The sequence below is a fragment of the Dyella sp. genome (assembly GCF_051954575.1).
Classification (GTDB): domain Bacteria; phylum Pseudomonadota; class Gammaproteobacteria; order Xanthomonadales; family Rhodanobacteraceae; genus Dyella_B.
This window is the reverse complement of record NZ_JBQCHP010000146.1, coordinates 1-15,668: the sequence shown is the minus strand read 5'-3', so window position 1 is coordinate 15,668 and position 15,668 is coordinate 1. Positions and strand designations below refer to the sequence as shown.

General features: G+C 61.2%; 14 protein-coding genes. 10 read left to right on the top strand and 4 right to left on the bottom strand.

The annotated features are described in order from the left end of the window. Nucleotides 1-27 precede the first annotated feature (27 nt). A complete protein-coding gene (locus ACTHNE_RS18190) occupies nucleotides 28-630 on the bottom strand; it encodes a hypothetical protein (protein ID WP_440269970.1) in 603 nt (200 codons plus the stop codon). Between the two features lie 396 nt (nucleotides 631-1,026). Here ACTHNE_RS18190 and ACTHNE_RS18185 point away from each other — a divergent pair, with 396 nt between their 5' ends. From ACTHNE_RS18185 to ACTHNE_RS18165, 5 genes are all read left to right on the top strand, one after another. Beyond that, nucleotides 1,027-1,569 carry a fimbrial protein gene (locus tag ACTHNE_RS18185; protein WP_440269969.1) on the top strand — a complete coding sequence of 181 codons (543 nt, stop codon included), beginning with the start codon at nucleotides 1,027-1,029 and terminating at the stop codon, nucleotides 1,567-1,569. Between the two features lie 89 nt (nucleotides 1,570-1,658). Further along, on the top strand, nucleotides 1,659-2,402 hold the full coding sequence (locus ACTHNE_RS18180; protein WP_324940132.1) for a fimbrial biogenesis chaperone: 744 nt from the start codon (nucleotides 1,659-1,661) through the stop codon (nucleotides 2,400-2,402). A 47-nt stretch (nucleotides 2,403-2,449) separates the two neighbouring features. Then, nucleotides 2,450-5,188: a fimbria/pilus outer membrane usher protein gene (locus ACTHNE_RS18175; protein WP_440269968.1), complete on the top strand. Its 2,739-nt coding sequence runs from the start codon at nucleotides 2,450-2,452 to the stop codon at nucleotides 5,186-5,188. Nucleotides 5,189-5,249: 61 nt separating this feature from the next. Then, nucleotides 5,250-6,326, top strand: coding sequence for a fimbrial protein (locus tag ACTHNE_RS18170; RefSeq protein WP_324943273.1), 1,077 nt, complete (start codon nucleotides 5,250-5,252; stop codon nucleotides 6,324-6,326). 55 nt (nucleotides 6,327-6,381) lie between these two features. Beyond that, nucleotides 6,382-6,654 carry a hypothetical protein gene (locus tag ACTHNE_RS18165; RefSeq protein ID WP_324943270.1) on the top strand — a complete coding sequence of 91 codons (273 nt, stop codon included), beginning with the start codon at nucleotides 6,382-6,384 and terminating at the stop codon, nucleotides 6,652-6,654. 911 nt (nucleotides 6,655-7,565) lie between these two features. Here ACTHNE_RS18165 and ACTHNE_RS18160 read toward each other — a convergent pair. Next, entirely contained in the window at nucleotides 7,566-8,312 is a 747-nt protein-coding gene (locus tag ACTHNE_RS18160; RefSeq protein ID WP_324943266.1) for an FAD-binding oxidoreductase, read from the bottom strand. A gap of 99 nt (nucleotides 8,313-8,411) precedes the next feature. On the opposite strand from ACTHNE_RS18160, the gene ACTHNE_RS18155 reads away from it, so the two are divergent. The 3 genes from ACTHNE_RS18155 to ACTHNE_RS18145 are packed head-to-tail and all read left to right on the top strand — an operon-like array spanning nucleotide 8,412 to nucleotide 10,885. Further along, the gene (locus ACTHNE_RS18155) at nucleotides 8,412-9,377 is read left to right on the top strand and encodes an ABC transporter ATP-binding protein (protein ID WP_324943262.1); all 966 of its coding nucleotides are present in this window, start codon (nucleotides 8,412-8,414) and stop codon (nucleotides 9,375-9,377) included. Next, nucleotides 9,374-10,153, top strand: a complete 780-nt coding sequence (locus tag ACTHNE_RS18150; protein WP_440269967.1) for an ABC transporter permease — start codon at nucleotides 9,374-9,376, stop codon at nucleotides 10,151-10,153. Before ACTHNE_RS18155 ends, ACTHNE_RS18150 begins: the two co-directional genes overlap by 4 nt. Nucleotides 10,154-10,165: 12 nt before the next feature. Then, a complete protein-coding gene (locus tag ACTHNE_RS18145; protein WP_324943257.1) occupies nucleotides 10,166-10,885 on the top strand; it encodes a pseudouridine synthase in 720 nt (239 codons plus the stop codon). Between the two features lie 329 nt (nucleotides 10,886-11,214). Here ACTHNE_RS18145 and iolG read toward each other — a convergent pair whose 3' ends face one another. Both iolG and ACTHNE_RS18135 read right to left on the bottom strand, forming a co-directional pair. Further along, nucleotides 11,215-12,225 (bottom strand): inositol 2-dehydrogenase, encoded by a 1,011-nt coding sequence (iolG, locus tag ACTHNE_RS18140; RefSeq protein WP_324943254.1) that lies wholly within the window; start codon nucleotides 12,223-12,225, stop codon nucleotides 11,215-11,217. Between the two features lie 144 nt (nucleotides 12,226-12,369). Then, entirely contained in the window at nucleotides 12,370-13,236 is an 867-nt protein-coding gene (locus tag ACTHNE_RS18135; RefSeq protein WP_324943251.1) for a MurR/RpiR family transcriptional regulator, read from the bottom strand. Nucleotides 13,237-13,399: 163 nt separating this feature from the next. On the opposite strand from ACTHNE_RS18135, the gene ACTHNE_RS18130 reads away from it, so the two are divergent. Together ACTHNE_RS18130 and ACTHNE_RS18125 are read left to right on the top strand one after the other, a co-directional pair. Beyond that, entirely contained in the window at nucleotides 13,400-14,428 is a 1,029-nt protein-coding gene (locus ACTHNE_RS18130; protein ID WP_440269966.1) for a sugar ABC transporter substrate-binding protein, read from the top strand. A gap of 15 nt (nucleotides 14,429-14,443) precedes the next feature. Continuing rightward, the gene (locus ACTHNE_RS18125; protein WP_440269965.1) at nucleotides 14,444-15,589 is read left to right on the top strand and encodes an ABC transporter permease; all 1,146 of its coding nucleotides are present in this window, start codon (nucleotides 14,444-14,446) and stop codon (nucleotides 15,587-15,589) included. Nucleotides 15,590-15,668 lie beyond the last annotated feature (79 nt).

Genomic DNA, 15,668 nt, shown 5'->3' with positions numbered 1-15,668 from the left:
CAAGGCATTCGACGCGCTGCATGCCGCTCATTCGCCACTCCGCGCACGACGCCGGCGCTGCGCCACGAAAAGCGCGGCGCCCAGCGCCATCAAGCCCGCACCGGCACCGCACAGAAATCCCGACCGCACATCATCCAACGTTGCGCGGCCAAGCCATGCGACCAACAGCAGCACGCCTCCGGCCAGCACGAACAATGCGTATTTGCTCGCGCCGGCGTCGCTTTCGCAGAACGCTCCCATGCCATAGCGGCGCGCCACCTGCCAGCGAGCCAGGCCGTAGCAAAACATCAGGCCGGGAAAAACCCAGATCAGGATCGAACCATCCAGCTTCAGGACATTGGCGACGCTGAGGAACCCGCCGATCAGGCTAGCCGCGCCCACCACCGCCGTGGAAATACCCAGCCCGATCAGATGCATCTGCCGCTCGAGCTCGTCGCTGTCGCGAATGCGGCGCGCCATCAGCACGATCACGTAGATCATTGGCAACACGGGTACCAGCGCCAGCAGGCATTTCAGCGGCAGGGTGACTACCGTCCGCACCAGCGGCCACTCGACCAGCATGCATAGCGTGTACAGCGCCATGGCGACGAGCACGCGCCCTTCGTACTGCTTTTGCGAGAACCGCGGCATGATCCCTTCCCCGTGTAAAGTTTGCTTTACATAGGCTAAACCCACGACCCAGAGAACGTCAAGCATCCTTTACACGCCCGGCCGATCGGCGTGTAAATCGCGTAACGCCTTTGACGTTTCTCGTCACTTTTTGACGGTGTCCCGCGCTGTCAGGAGAACCAGTTCACACTTTTTCCCGACAGAAAGCCGGAAATGTTTTTGAAACGTGTAGGAGATGTGTAGGAAATAAGCCGGATTTCTCCGACAATGTGATGAGGGTCACGCTTTGGCCTGAATGTTGCTGAGTGGCTGCGAGGCGTGGGCCTGCCCGTGAGGGGGCGGGAAAACGCCCGGCCCACCGTAAGACTTTACCGAACACTGCAATCCTTTCGACACACGCATTCCAAGGAATCCGCAATGAAAAAAACGCTACTCAACGCTGCCCTGATCGCCGGTTTCGGCATCGCAGCGTTTGCTTCGCAGGCTGCATCCGCCGCTTCCACCGGCACGATCAACTTCACCGGCAAGGTCTACAAGGACACCTGCGTCATCACCGTCAACGGCGGTAGCACGGTCACTCTGCCGACCGTCGCCACGTCGGCATTCGCCAGCACCTCGGGCACCGCGCTCACCTCCAGCGCAACCCCGTTCACCATCGCGCTGAGCTCGTGCGACAACAATCTGGTGAGCGCGGCGATGGCGTTCAGCGGCACCAACATCGACACCACCACCGGCAACCTCAAGAACTCGCTCACGAGCAACAACTCGAACGTCGAGATCCAGTTGCTGAACAGCTCCGGTGCCGCCATCAACACCAACACCGGCACCAACGCGCCCACCATCGCGATCGCCACCGGTGCGGGCAGCACGCAACTGACGGCCCAGTACATCACCAACTCGACCAGCACCACCGCGGGTCTGGTGTCGTCGTCCGTCGGCTTCACGCTTACCTATAACTAATAAGTAGAACCGGTGCTGCGGCCATGTGCCGTGGTCGCAGCACTTGCTTTATCGCCGGCCGCGGCGCACTGGCCTGACAGGACCACCCGATGAAAAGCCTTCTGTGCGCAGCACGCGCAGCCTTGATCGCGCTCTCTTTAACCGCTACGGCGGCCAGCGCCAACGTGCTGATTGCCGGCACGCGCGTGGTGTTTTCAGCGCAGGAAGGCGAGGTCACGGTACGCCTGACCAACAACAATCCTCATCCGGCGCTGGTCGAAGCATGGATTGATGACGGCGATCCCAATTCCACGCCGAACACGGCCAAGGCACCGTTTCTGATCACGCCACCCCTGTTTCGCATGGAGGTGAGCAAGGATCAGAACCTGCGCATCGTCGGCACGCCCGCAAACCTTCCCAGCGATCGCGAGTCGTTGTTCTGGCTCAACGTGCTGGAAATACCGCCCAAGCCCAGCGGCCCTCAGTACGCGGGCAAGAACACCCTCCAGTTCGCGATTCGTTCGCGGCTCAAATTCTTTTACCGTCCGGCCAACCTGCCGGGCGATGCCAACAAGGCGCCCGAACAGGTGAGCTGGAAGGCTGTTGCCGATGGGCAAGGCTATGCACTGGAAGTGCACAATCCCACGCCGTATCACATCACGGTCGTCCAGGCGTCGCTGACGGTCGACGACAAGGCGTACAGCACCGACATCGGCATGGTCGATCCGTTCGGCACGCTGCGCCTGAAGATCAAGGGGCTGGCGACAGCGCCGGCGGCTGGCACGTCGATCGCCTACAACTGCATCAATGATTTCGGCGCCACTGTCGCCTTCAAAGGTAGTGTCGCGCCGTGACCCACCGGCCCGCACTCCATGCGGCGCATGCAGCGCCCAGACATGGTGTGTGTCGCCAGATTTTGCTGTGCGCGTTCATTGCCGCAGCCCTAAGCGGTTGGACGAATGCCGCGGCGGCGGCTGCTTCACGTGATCCGGCTGCTGCAGCCGCCAATGGGGCGGATGCCAGCGCCAGCAGTGGCTATGCCGACTTCGATCGCAACCTGCTGTCTGGTTCAGGCCAGAACACGACCGACCTGTCGCGTTTCGAACATGGCAACCCGATACTGCCGGGGAGCTACAACACCGATATTTATCTCAATAAAACCTGGGTCGGTCGTCGCGACGTACGCTTTGCCGCCCCATCGCCCAATGCCAGCGCCACGCCCTGCGTGGATCGCGACCTGCTCGATCAGCTCAAGCTCCATCCGGCCAAACTCTCCGATGAGATCAAAGCGCAACTGAGCGACCCGAAGGCGTGCGTGAGCCTGGGCAGCCTGATCCCCGATGCGACGACGACGTTCGACATGACGCAGCTGCGCCTGGACGCCAGCGTGCCGCAGGCTTATCTCGGCCAAATGGCTCGCGACTATGTCAGCCCGGAATATTGGGATGCCGGCGTGCCAGCCGCGCTGCTGAACTACAACTTCAACTCGTATCGCACTGCCTCCCAAGGCCAGACGCAAACTACGTCGTTCCTGGGATTGAACAGCGGCTTCAATATCGCGCGCTGGTATTTCCGCGAAGATGCCACCGTTACCTGGCAGTCGGCCGCCGCTGGTACGCCGGCGCGTCGTCACTGGCAGAGCATCAATACGTACGTACAGCGCGCATTGCCCTCGCTGCGTGCCCAGCTGACCCTTGGCGATAGCTACACCGATGGCGCCGTGTTCGACAGCTACGGTATCCGCGGCGTACAGCTCGGTACCGACGATCGCATGTTGCCGCAATCCTTGCAGGGCTACGCGCCGGTGGTACATGGCGTTGCGCAGACCAATGCCAAGGTGACCGTGCGGCAGAATGGCATGGTGCTTTACGAAACCACCGTGGCGCCCGGTCCGTTCACGCTCAACGATCTCTACCCGACCGGTTATGGCGGCAACCTGCTGGTCACGGTGACGGAAGCGGATGGCCACGTCACCACGTTTACCGTGCCGTACGCTGCGGTGGCGCAACTGATGCGTCCCGGTATCACTCGCTTCGACGTGGCCGCGGGGCAATTGCGCGATGCGACGATCAAGTCCAAGCCTGCCGTGCTGCAGGCGACGATCCAGCACGGCTTCAGCAACCTGCTGACGGGCTATGCCGGTATTGCAGGTTCGCAAGGCTATGGCGCGTTGCTGGCGGGCGTTGGCTTCAACACGCACTACGGCGCCTTCGCGGTGGATATCACCCACGCGAATGCGCACATACCGGGTTACTCGACCCAGTCCGGCCAGAGCGCGCGGATTACATACAGCAAAATTATCACCGCGACACATACGACGCTGTCGGTCGCCGCTTATCGCTACTCCACCGGCGGCTTTCTTAGCCTCACCCAGGCGGAGCAGGCGCGTGCGTATGTGCGCGAAGGCATCAATGCCTTCGAAGTCGTGCCACAGACAACCGTATCGACGGTCGACGGCGTGCCAGCACAAAGCCTGTTGACGCAAGCCCAGCAAGCTGCGCTTACCGGCAGCGCATTCACGACCAATCCGATTTTTTCGGCGACGGGCGTGCAGCGGCAGCGTAGCAATTTCACGCTGTCGCTCACTCAGCCGCTGGGAGAAAGGGGCGGCTCGCTCTACGCCAACGTGACAGCCCGCAATTACTGGAACCAGCGCGGCAACGACACGCAATTCCAGATCGGCTACAACAATCACTTCCACCAGATCAGCTACGGCATCTCCGCCACGCGCTCGGTGGATCCGCTGGGTCATCACGACAACCAATTCTTTGTGAATTTCTCGCTGCCGCTGGGTCACAGCGAACATTCGCCGACCTTCATGCTGAGTCTCAACCACGACCAGCAGACCGGTTCGCAAGAGCAAGCGATGGTGAACGGCACGTTGGGCCGCGACAACCAGTTCTACTACGGCGCCACGGCGACGCACGCCGGCGTCGGCGGCGGCAATGCCGGCTCGGTGAATATGGGTTACCGCAGTCCGTTCGCCGTATTCAATGCAAGCTATGGCGACGGCAGTGGTTATTCGCAGGCATCGGTGAACGTGAGCGGATCGGTGATCGCGCATTCCGGCGGCGTCACCTTCGGGCAACCAATCGGCGGCACGGTAGGCATCGTCTATCTGCCGAACGCCGCCGGCGCGCGCCTGACCAATGCCCCCGGCGCGCGCGTCGATCGCTTCGGCTACGCGGTGGTGCCGTATCTGACGCCTTACCAGCTCAACACCATCCAGATCGAGCCGCAGGGGCTGCCGCTGAACGTGCAGCTCGACGCTACCAGCGCGCAAGTAGCGCCGTATGCCGGCGCCGTGGTGATGATGAAGTTCAAGACGAAGAGCGGGCGCACACTGATCGTTCGGGCGCGCCTGCAAAATGGCCAAACCCTGCCCTTCGGCAGCGAAGTGTTCGACGACAACGGCGCCTCCATGGGCGTGGTCGGCCAGGGCGGGCAGATCCTGCTGCGTGGCGTCGGATCAGCCGGTCAACTGACGGCGCGCTGGCAGGATGACAACGGTGCCGATCATTCCTGTTCGTTCCCCTATAAGTTGGCGGACCGAGCCGCGAACAAGCAAACACGGGTGCAGGAGATAAGTGTGACCTGCTCGATGACCACGCCTGGCGTTGTAATGGCAACAAAGCCATGAGATACGCCACCGTTCACGGCTTCATGAAAACGGATGCAGCCGTTGCCATTCGGAGACCATCATGAGGCGACTCCTCTCGCACCGCCTGCGCATCAGCCGCCAGAGCATAAGCTGGTGTGGATTGCTGTGTTTGCTGTTGGCGCTGAGTCTGCTGCCAACAGGCAAGGCGGATGCACAGACCAGCGGATGCATGTTGGACAACAACTCTCCAGGGGCGCAGGGAACGACCAGCTTCAGCTTGCCTTCCACCGTTTCGGTGGCCGCGAACACCGCTATCGGTACTGTCATAGCAACCTCGTCGGCGACGTCGACCAGTCCATCGCCGATTTACGACTGCGCCGGCAACGTCCCTGACGGCATCGTCAACAACGTGGGTGCAACCCCAGCGGCTGGCGTGACCACCTTTCCGACTGGCATCCCCGGAATTTCGTACCAGATCGTACGCGGCGGCAATACCTTGGTGCCCTGGCCCAACGGCGTCATGAACACCGGCGTATCCGGCTGCAACTACTTCAGTCGATTTGGTTGGTACTGTCCGCAGGGCACCGCCAACTACACGTTCAGCGTCAGCACGCAATTGCAGTTGGTCGTGACCGGATCGTTCGGCAACAGCACGGTTCCGGCCGGCACGCTCGGTTATTGGCAATTCCAATCACTCGCCGACGGTGGCGGAACCTCTACGGCACAAATCGTGGCCTTCTCCTTAAGCAACCCGGTCAACATTGTCATTAATCCTGCGTGCTCGGTGACCACCAACCCGGTGAACGTCACCCTTCCGGCCATCAGTACCTCGGCACTGGGCAGCACGGGCGCCACGGCGGGCACCATTCCGTTTGCTATTGCACTGAACTGTCCGAGCGGCGCTTCGGGCGCGAACTTGTCCGTTCAGCTCGACTATAACGGCACTGCCTCCGGTATTCCGGGCGTGCTGACGCCTACCGGTGGAAGCAGTGCAGGCGTAGGCGTTCAGGTACTCAACAAATCGAGCAATCCCGTTACGTTCGGAACGCCACAGAGTGTCGGTAGCATATCCACCGGTGCCAGCAACATCTCGTTCTTCGCGCGCTATTACCGGACCGGTACAGTCACGCCAGGAACATTGCAGGCATCGGCAACCTTCACGCTGTTATATCAATAGAAGGTTTGCCACCTGTCGAGCCATCAACGCTCACCAGCTATCGCAGGAAAACGCCATGAACAAAATCATCATCGTTGCACTGAGCATGGCTTTTGCCGGCATGGTGCATGCACAGGCGGCGCCTCACGCAAAAGCGCTACCTCGCGCCGACAAGACGCCCGAGCGCAGCGCTGTGGGCCAGCCCATCGTTCCGGCACCAGCGACGAACACCATTCGCACGAATACCACGCCGCTACGAAATGGCGTCAAGCCGTGCTTTCAAGGGTCAAGTCCCCAGGACAATCCCACCGGCGTACCCTGCCATCACGTCAAAACCACTCAAATGTGATCGCTGTGAAACTGTGGAATTTCTTCCACTGCAAGCGCACGGCTCAAGTTTTCCGCGCCGTGCGTCGATAGATACGAAGCGTCACTCGTAGGTCTGCGTCAGCAACACCGGATCCGCCGAGCCGGGCTGGGCAGCGCGAACATAGTTGGCGAAATACTTGAGCACCTGATCCGGCTCGGCCTCGGACAGATGCACGACGTTGACCTCGTAAGGCCTGGCGTTCGCACCCGCCGTTGCGGTCGTAGCGGCAGTTGATTCGGAGCAGCTTCGCTGAAGTGCCGGATGCACTTGGGCAGCACTGGCGACCAGATTCAAGTCACCAGGTGTGCCTGCAACACTGCAAGTCGGTTCCACGACGGCACCGACAAAAGTGATCGTTCCGCCCCCGCCCGCCGTCGCGGCAGGCGACGCAAATACCATGGCTACGGAACAACCCGCCAGAACAAGCCAACGCATCCCACGCATAATGCTGCCCTCCACCGGTATACGCGCATCTGCGCGCACCTGAAGGCACCATCGGCAGCGGTGCACCGGCGCTTAAGAGCCTCCGCCGATGCATGTCTTGGAAATGCCAAGCTCATCACACTAATGATAGGTTTTGGGCGTCAAAAAGCCTGTGCGTGTGCTTCGCGGCGGCAAATGTATAGGTTGCGTGAATTCCTTGTGAAACAAAGCGTTGGACGGATTACCGGCCGGCGTGGGTGATGTTGGCAATCCGTCACAGTGGCATCCGGCCGGTGGACGCAGAGCTTCGCCGTCCCGAGGGCGGTGGGACGGTTTCGCAGCTGTGTTTTGGGGCCGGAACGTCGGGGCTATGACGTTCGCGAGGGGCTGTGCATCCTCGCACTGGTTGTATCGGCGAGAATCCGTCGCACTTGAGTCTCAGTGTGAAATTTTTCGTGCAATGACGATCAACGCGAGGAGATGTATTTCTCGCGCCGGATCTGCGGCACCGGCAAGCCGAATTCCTTCAGCGCATTGAAGCCCGCGTCGACCATGTTGGGATTGCCGCAGAGGTAAGCGATGTCCCGGCCGGCGGAAGGCTGCAGTTCGGCGAGCACGCTTTGCACGTGGCCCGGCCGGTCATTCGGACGCGGCACGGCGCGCGGCTGGCGGCTGAGGCAGCCGTAGAACGAGAAGCCCGGATGCGTCTGCGCGAATACCTCGAATTCTTCGCCGTAAAGCAGCTCTGTTTCGTTGCGCGCGCCGTACAGCAGCACCACCTCGCGATCGCCGTTGGCCAGCAGTTTTTCAAACGCCGGTAGCATCGCGCGGTATGGCGTGACGCCGGTGCCTGTGGCCAGCAGCAGATAGCGCGGATGCGTATCGCTGTCCTGCAGGCAGAAGCGTCCGTACGGGCCGCTGGCCTCGATGGTATCGCCGATGTTCAAGCCGCTGAGCAGCTTGGTGGCGGCGCCGCCTTCCACGTAGCTGACGGCTATTTCGATGCGTTGCACCGGCGAGTGACCGTCACCCACGGTGGCGATCGAATAGCTGCGCTTGGTGGCGGTGCCGTCGTCGTAATGGAAATGGATCTGCAGGAACTGGCCGGGAATGAAGGCAAGCGGCTGTCCGTCGGCGCGTTCGAAAGCCAGGTGGCGCACCTGCGGTGCCAGCATGTGGCTGTCGACGAGGCGGAGGGTGAAATGTTCGGCCATGCAGGAGTTATCCGGGAAGAAACGGTCAGTGCGCCCGGCCGAACGGGTCGTCGGGACAAGGCCCGCTATAATAAGGGGCTAGCCCCTACGGTGCAGCCCATGTCCACCATTACACCCGCACTGGTCGTCGAAAACCTGCGCAAGACCTACGGCAACGGCGTCCAGGCCCTCAAAGGCATCAACCTCACGGTACAGCCCGGCGATTTCTTCGCCCTGCTGGGCCCAAACGGCGCCGGCAAATCCACCCTCATCGGAATCCTGTCCTCGCTGGTCAATTCCACCGACGGCGATGCGCGCATCTTCGGCGTGTCGGTGAACAAACAACGCAATGAAGCGATGAAGCTGATCGGCCTGGTGCCGCAGGAGATCAACTTCAACCAGTTCGAAAAACCGTTCGACATCTGCGTGAACCAGGCCGGCTTCTATGGCATCCCACGCAAGACGGCGGCCGAGCGTGCCGAGAAGTACCTGAAGGAGCTGCGCCTGTGGGACAAGGCGCAGGACCAGGCGCGCATGTTGTCCGGCGGCATGAAGCGTCGCCTGATGATCGCGCGCGCCATGATGAACGAGCCGCGCCTGCTGATCCTCGATGAACCGACCGCCGGCGTGGACATCGAGATCCGCCGCTCCATGTGGCAGTTCGTCAGCGGCATCAACGCGGCTGGCACCACGGTGATCCTCACCACGCATTACCTGGAGGAAGCCGAACAGCTCTGCCGCAACATCGCCATCATCGATCACGGCACCATCGTGGAAAACACCTCGATGAAGCTGCTGCTGTCGAAGCTGGACGTGGAAACCTTCGTGTTCGACGTGAACAACATGCCGGAGCAACTGCCCAGCCTTCCCGGCATCGCCTTCCGCCGTATCGACGATCACACGCTGGAAGCGGAAATGCCGCGCACGCAGGCGATGAACGCGCTGTTCGACGCACTTACCGCGCACGGCATCACCGTGATTTCCATGCGCAACAAGACCAACCGCCTGGAAGAGTTGTTCGTGCGCCTGGTCGAAAGCGGCCGGCAAGAACCCGGCCGGCAGGATTCCAAGGAGAAAGCGGCATGAGCAATCTTTCCGGCAACATGGTCGCGCTCAAGACCATCGTGCGGCGCGAGATCGTGCGCATCATGCGCATCTGGACACAGACGCTGATTCCGCCCGCGATCACCATGACGCTTTACTTCGTGATCTTCGGCAAGCTGATCGGCAGCCGCATCGGCAACATCCAGGGCGAGTTCACCTACATGCAATACATCGTGCCGGGCCTGGTGATGATGAGCATCATCACCAATAGCTACGGCAACATCTCCAGTTCGTTCTTCGGCGCGAAGTTCCAACGTTCGGTGGAGGAGATGCTGGTATCGCCCATGCCCAATTGGGTGATCCTGCTCGGCTACGTGACCGGCGCGGTGACGCGCGGCCTGGTGGTGGGCCTGCTGGTGCTGCTGATCGCGCTGTTCTTTACGCACCTGCACGTGGCGAACATCGGCGTCACCGTGTTGTCGGTGCTGTTCGGCGCAACGATCTTTTCGCTGGCCGGGTTCGTCAATGCGATCTACGCGAAGAAGTTCGACGATATCGCGCTGGTTCCCACTTTCGTGCTCACCCCGCTTACCTATCTCGGCGGCGTGTTCTATTCGGTCAACATGCTCAGCGAACCGTGGCAGGCGATTTCGCGCATCAATCCGATCCTCTACATGGTCAACGCATTCCGCTTCGGCGTGCTCGGCATCAGCGACGTGCACATCGGCGTGGCGTTCGGGGTGATGCTGCTGTTCGTGATCGGCTTGTCGTACTTGGCATTGAGCCTGCTCAAGCGTGGCGCGGGTTTGCGTTCGTAACGCGTCATCTTCATGCGCGTCAACAAATACATCAGCGAAGCAGGCCTGTGCTCGCGCCGCGAAGCGGACGAGTTGCTGCTGGCCGGGCGTGTCACCATCAATGGCGAAGTCGTCACGACCGGTGCGAAAGCGCTGGAAGGGGACGAAGTTCGCGTCGATGGCGAGATCGTCCGTGCGCGCATCCTGGCCAGCACGCCGGCGGCCAAGCGCGCCGTCTATATTGCGCTGAACAAGCCAGTCGGCATCACCTGCACCACCGATCGCAGCGTGAGCGGCAACATCGTCGATTTCGTCGATCACCAGGAACGCATCTTTCCCATCGGCCGACTGGACAAGGATTCCGAAGGCTTGATCCTCTTGACCAGCAATGGCGACATCGTCAATGAAATCCTGCGTGCGGAGAACCAGCACGAGAAGGAGTATCTCGTGGCGGTGAACAAACCGGTCACCGACGAGTTCCTGGCCGGCATGGCGAAAGGCGTGCGCATCCACGGCCAGATGACCAGGCCCTGCCGTACCCGCAAGATCGCCAAGTTCGGCTTCGCCATCGTGCTGACGCAGGGACTGAACCGGCAAATTCGCCTGATGGCGGCGGCGTTTGGTTATCGGGTTACGCAGCTGCGCCGCGTGCGCATCATCAACGTGAAGCTGGGCCATTTGAAACCTGGTCAATGGCGCAACCTTACCGATGCGGAATTGAAGGGCCTGCTGCCCAACCGCACGCAGTGGTGACGTAGGTTGGGGTGCGAGCCCCAACACCTGATGCGCAGATATATCTCGATGTTGGGGTTTGCATCCTGAGATGTCCCACGTTTTCGTTCAATATGTTGAGCGAAATAATCAAACCATGTATCCCGCATCAACTTTCCCTATAACCTCACCGTCATTCCGGCGAAAGCCGGAATCCATCGCCAGCACGAAGCATGGATTCCGGCCTTCGCCGGAATGACGACGTGGCTTTTCTTAGCAATGCGTCAGTATGTAATTCTTCGTTTTTGTTGAGGAAAAGCACTAAGTTAAGCAGGATATTTCAGGGTTTTCACACCAACACATGACCAGAACTAAATCGAGCAATCGATAGCCCTGCCCTCGCGCCACGATTGCGTCGCCACCTCCGCAAGCTCCAACGCCTTGATGCCGTCCTCGATCGTGGTGCGCACCGGCGTGCCGTTCACCAGCGCATCGAAGAAATGCTCGATTTCCAGCGCATAGGCCGCGCGATAGCGCTCCAGAAAGAACGCCTCCGGCTTGTCGCTGCTGATCGCCTGTTCGCTCCACGCGACCACTTCCGTCGGGCGCACATTGCCTGCCTGCAATAAACCTTTGCTGCCGAGCACTTCAAAGCGCTGGTCGTAGCCATAGGCAGCGCGGCGCGAGGTATTGATCTGGCATAACGCACCGTCGCGCGTGCGCAAGGTGACGGCCGCGTGCGAGATGTCGCCTGCGGCAGCCACCTCCGGCATGTTCGGACAGCCGCCGGTGGCATGCACGCTGACCGCTTCGCCGCCGAGAATCCAGCGAAAAATATCGAAGTCGTGAATCAGCATGTCCTTGAACACGCCACCGGAATGCGCGATATAGGCAGCCGGCGGCGGCGCGGGGTCGCGGCTCGTCACGATCAGCACTTCGGGTATGCCGATCTCGCCCACATCCAAGCGCTGCTTGAGCGCAGCAAAGGTGGGATCGAAACGACGCTGGAAGCCGATCATGCAGACAACGCCGGCCTCCTTCACCGTTTGCGCACAAGCATGCGCACGCTGGACGTCCAGATCCACCGGTTTTTCACAGAAGATCGCCTTGCCCGCGGCAGCCGCGCGCATGATCAGGTCCGCATGCGTATCGGTGCTGGAACCGATCACCACCGCACCGATGCCCGGGTCGGCCAGCACCTGCTCCATCGTTGCGACGCTGGCGCCGTGTTTCGCCGCCAACGCTTCGGCGGAAGGCTGATGCACGTCCACCACGTAGCGCAATTGCGCGCGTGGATGCCGGACGAGGTTGGCGGCGTGGATCTTGCCGATGCGTCCGGCGCCGAACAGCGCAACGCCGATGGCTCTAGAGTCTGCGCTCATATGCCAAGCACCCCGCGCTGGGTCTGTTTGGGCACCATCCTGTGTCCTCGCTCAGTTGCGTATCGACATACACGCCATCGCTCCTCCTTGGCTGGTGCCCAAACAGTTCCCAGCGCGGGGCACTTGGCATATGAACGCAGACTCTCAGTCATCGTATTCTCCAGGATGGGTGGTTTCTTCGACTTTCAGTTCAAGCCTATAGGCCAACGCAACGAACAAGGCCTGGCACAGGCAGATGGTGCTGGTGAGTGCGCGGAACGCGAATGCGCTGCCCTCGTTCACCATTAAAGTAATGTGCGCTTCACGGCCCAGCGCGCCGAGCGCGCTGTCGGTGATCGCCAGCACCTTCGCCTTGTGCTGATGCGCGACGCGGCTGCAGTACAGTGTTTCCTTGCCGTACGGCGGATAGCTGATGGCGATCAGCACGTCGTTTTTGCCGATACTGCGGATCTGCTCGCGGTACATGCCGCCCAGTCCGCTTACCAGGTGCACCCGCTTATGCGTGTGCTGCAACGCGTAGACGATATAGCTGGCGATGCTGAAGGTGCGGCGCACCGCCACCACGTAAATGTTCTCCGCCTTCACCAGCAGGTTGACGGCTGCGTCGAACTGCGCCGCATCCAGTGATTTGGCCAGTTCATCGAGGCCGATCCGGCTGGCGTCGATAAAACGCAGCGCCATCTGCGCGGTCGGCAGGTTGCCTTCGCCCTCGGCGATCACCTTGCGGATGCGCTGCTGGTAGCTGCGTGCGGGCGTCACACCTTCGGTGTAATCGTTGCGGAACACCGCCTGCATCTCGCTGAAGCCGGAATAGCCGAAACGCTGCGCGAAACGCACCACCGCCGAAGGATGCACCTCGCAGCCCGCGGCCACCTCATTGATGCGCTGGACCATGATGTTGGCCCGCTCTCGCTCCAGGTAGCTGGCCACGTTCTGCAGCTGCCGCGGCAGGGTCTCGAATGCGCTCGCTATACGCTGCAGCAGCTCGTCGACTGCGCTTTGTTTGCCCATGCAGGCCGTCCGCTGGAGGTCCGGCGCCCATCCTGGCGCGCCTGGAAAATTATTTCCATAATTTTTTATTGTGCAATGCAAGTTGCAATTTCGGAAACGGCATTCCTATGCTCGCCTACCGGCGGCGTGCACAGCGCCGACCGCGAAACCCTGGGAGATACCTATGCGCATGCGATGGATCTCGACCTTGCTGGCAGGCGTGCTGGCGACCAGCGCGGCAGTTGCCGCCGGTCCACATGCGGGCGAACGCTATGTGCTGATCAGCCACGCGGCCGACTCGGACGTGTGGTGGAACACGGTAAAGAACGCCATCAAGCAGGCCGCCGACGATTTCGGCGTTGCGGTCGATTACCGCAACCCGCCCAACGGCGATCTGGCCGACATGGCGCGCCTGGTCGAGCAGGCCGCGGCGCGCAACTACGACGGCGTCGCCTTCGACATCTCCGATTTCGACGTGTTGTCCAAGCCTGCCATGCGGGTGACTGCCAAGCGCATTCCCTTGATCACGATCAATTCCGGCACCGCCGAGGAAAGCCGCAAGCTCGGCGCGATCATGCATATCGGCCAGCCGGAATATGCAGCCGGCAAGGAAGCGGGGGAACGCGCCAAGGCTGCGGGCATCAAGTCGTTCGTATGCGTCAATCACTATTCGACCAACGCGGCATCGTTCCAGCGCTGCAAGGGTTTTGCCGATGCACTCGGCGTCGACGCGCGCAGCTCGATGATCGATTCCGGTGTGGATCCCACGGTGGTAGCGAGCAAGGTCAGCGCGTATCTGCGCAACCATCCGGACACGCAGGCGATCCTGGCGCTGGGACCCAATTCGGCCGAGCCAAGCTTGCAGGCGCTGCAGCGGATGGGCCGGGCCGGCAAGGTCTATTTCGCCACGTTCGATCTTTCCAGCGTAATCATCGACGGTATCCGCAAGGGTTACATCAACTTCGCGATCGACCAGCAGCCGTATCTGCAGGGCTATATGTCGATCGCGGCGCTGGCGATCGCGCATGAACACAACACACGCGACCCAGCCGCCGTCCTGGCCACGCTGAAAGCCGATCCGAAATTCCAGGCGCGCCTGAAGGATTATGGCCTTGATCCGATCTACACCAAGGATGGCGTCAGCTCGGGCCCTGCCTTCGTCACCAAGGACAACGTCGACACGGTCGCCAAGTACGCCGGCCAGTACCGTTGATCCCGGAGATGCCTGATGAGCGCGACGACTCCCCCCATGCAGGCCGGCACACGCAAGGACAAGCCCGTCGTGCAGGCCGATGAGCGCGTACGACGCGTGTCGCCCTGGCGCAGCTTCGTCAATCGTCCGGAATTCGGCTCGATCGCAGGCACGGTGCTGGTGTTCGTGTTGTTCGGCATCTTTGCCGGCGACTCGGGCATGTTCCATCTCGATGGCGTGATGAACTGGGCGCAGGTCGCCGCTTATCTCGGCATCATCGCGGTGGGCGCATGTCTGCTGATGATTGCGGGCGAGTTCGATCTTTCCATCGGTTCGATGATCGGCTTCGCCGGCATGATGATGGCGGTGCCGTCGATGTTCCTGCATTGGCCGATGTGGCTTTCGGTGCTGTTCGCTTTCGCCGGCTGCATGGCGCTGGGCTGGTTGAACGGGTATCTGGTCATGCGCACCAAATTGCCTAGCTTCATTCTCACGCTGGCCTTCATGTTCATATTGCGCGGCTTGACCCTGGTGCTGTCCACGTATTTCTCCAACAGCACCATCGTCAGTGGCGTGGGCGAGAAGGTAAGCGGCGATCCGGTGGTGAGCGCGCTCTTCCAGGGCAGCACGTTGCATGGCGTATTCACGTGGCTGGCGCAGATCGGCGTGATCGACAAATTGCCTGACGGCGAGCCCATTGTCGCCGGCCTGCCGAAGGTATTGCTGTGGTGGCTGCTGATGGCCGTGGTCGCGGGATTCATGCTTTCACGCACGCGCTTCGGCAACTGGATCTTCATCGTCGGCGGCGATGCAGCGGCGGCGCAGAATGTAGGCGTGCCGGTGCGGCGCGTAAAGATCAGCCTGTTCGTATTCACCGCGTTCTGCGCCTGCCTGTTCGGCATGCTACAGGTGGCCGACGTCGGTTCCGCCGCGGCGGACCGCGGCCTGCAAAAGGAATTCGAGGCGATCATCGCGGCAGTGATCGGCGGCGCGCTGCTCACCGGCGGCTACGGGTCTGTGCTCGGCGCCTGCTTCGGCGCGCTGATCTTCGGCGTGGTGCAGATCGGCATTTCCTACACCTCGTTCGATGCGGACTGGTACCGCGTCTTCCTCGGCGCCATGCTGCTGCTTGCGGTGCTGTTCAACCATTACGTGCGCTTGCATGCCACCCGCAGCAAATAAGGGTATCGCCATGACCGGCAACGACGATTACATCCTGCAACTGGAAAACGTCAGCAAATTCTTCGGCACGGTGATTGCG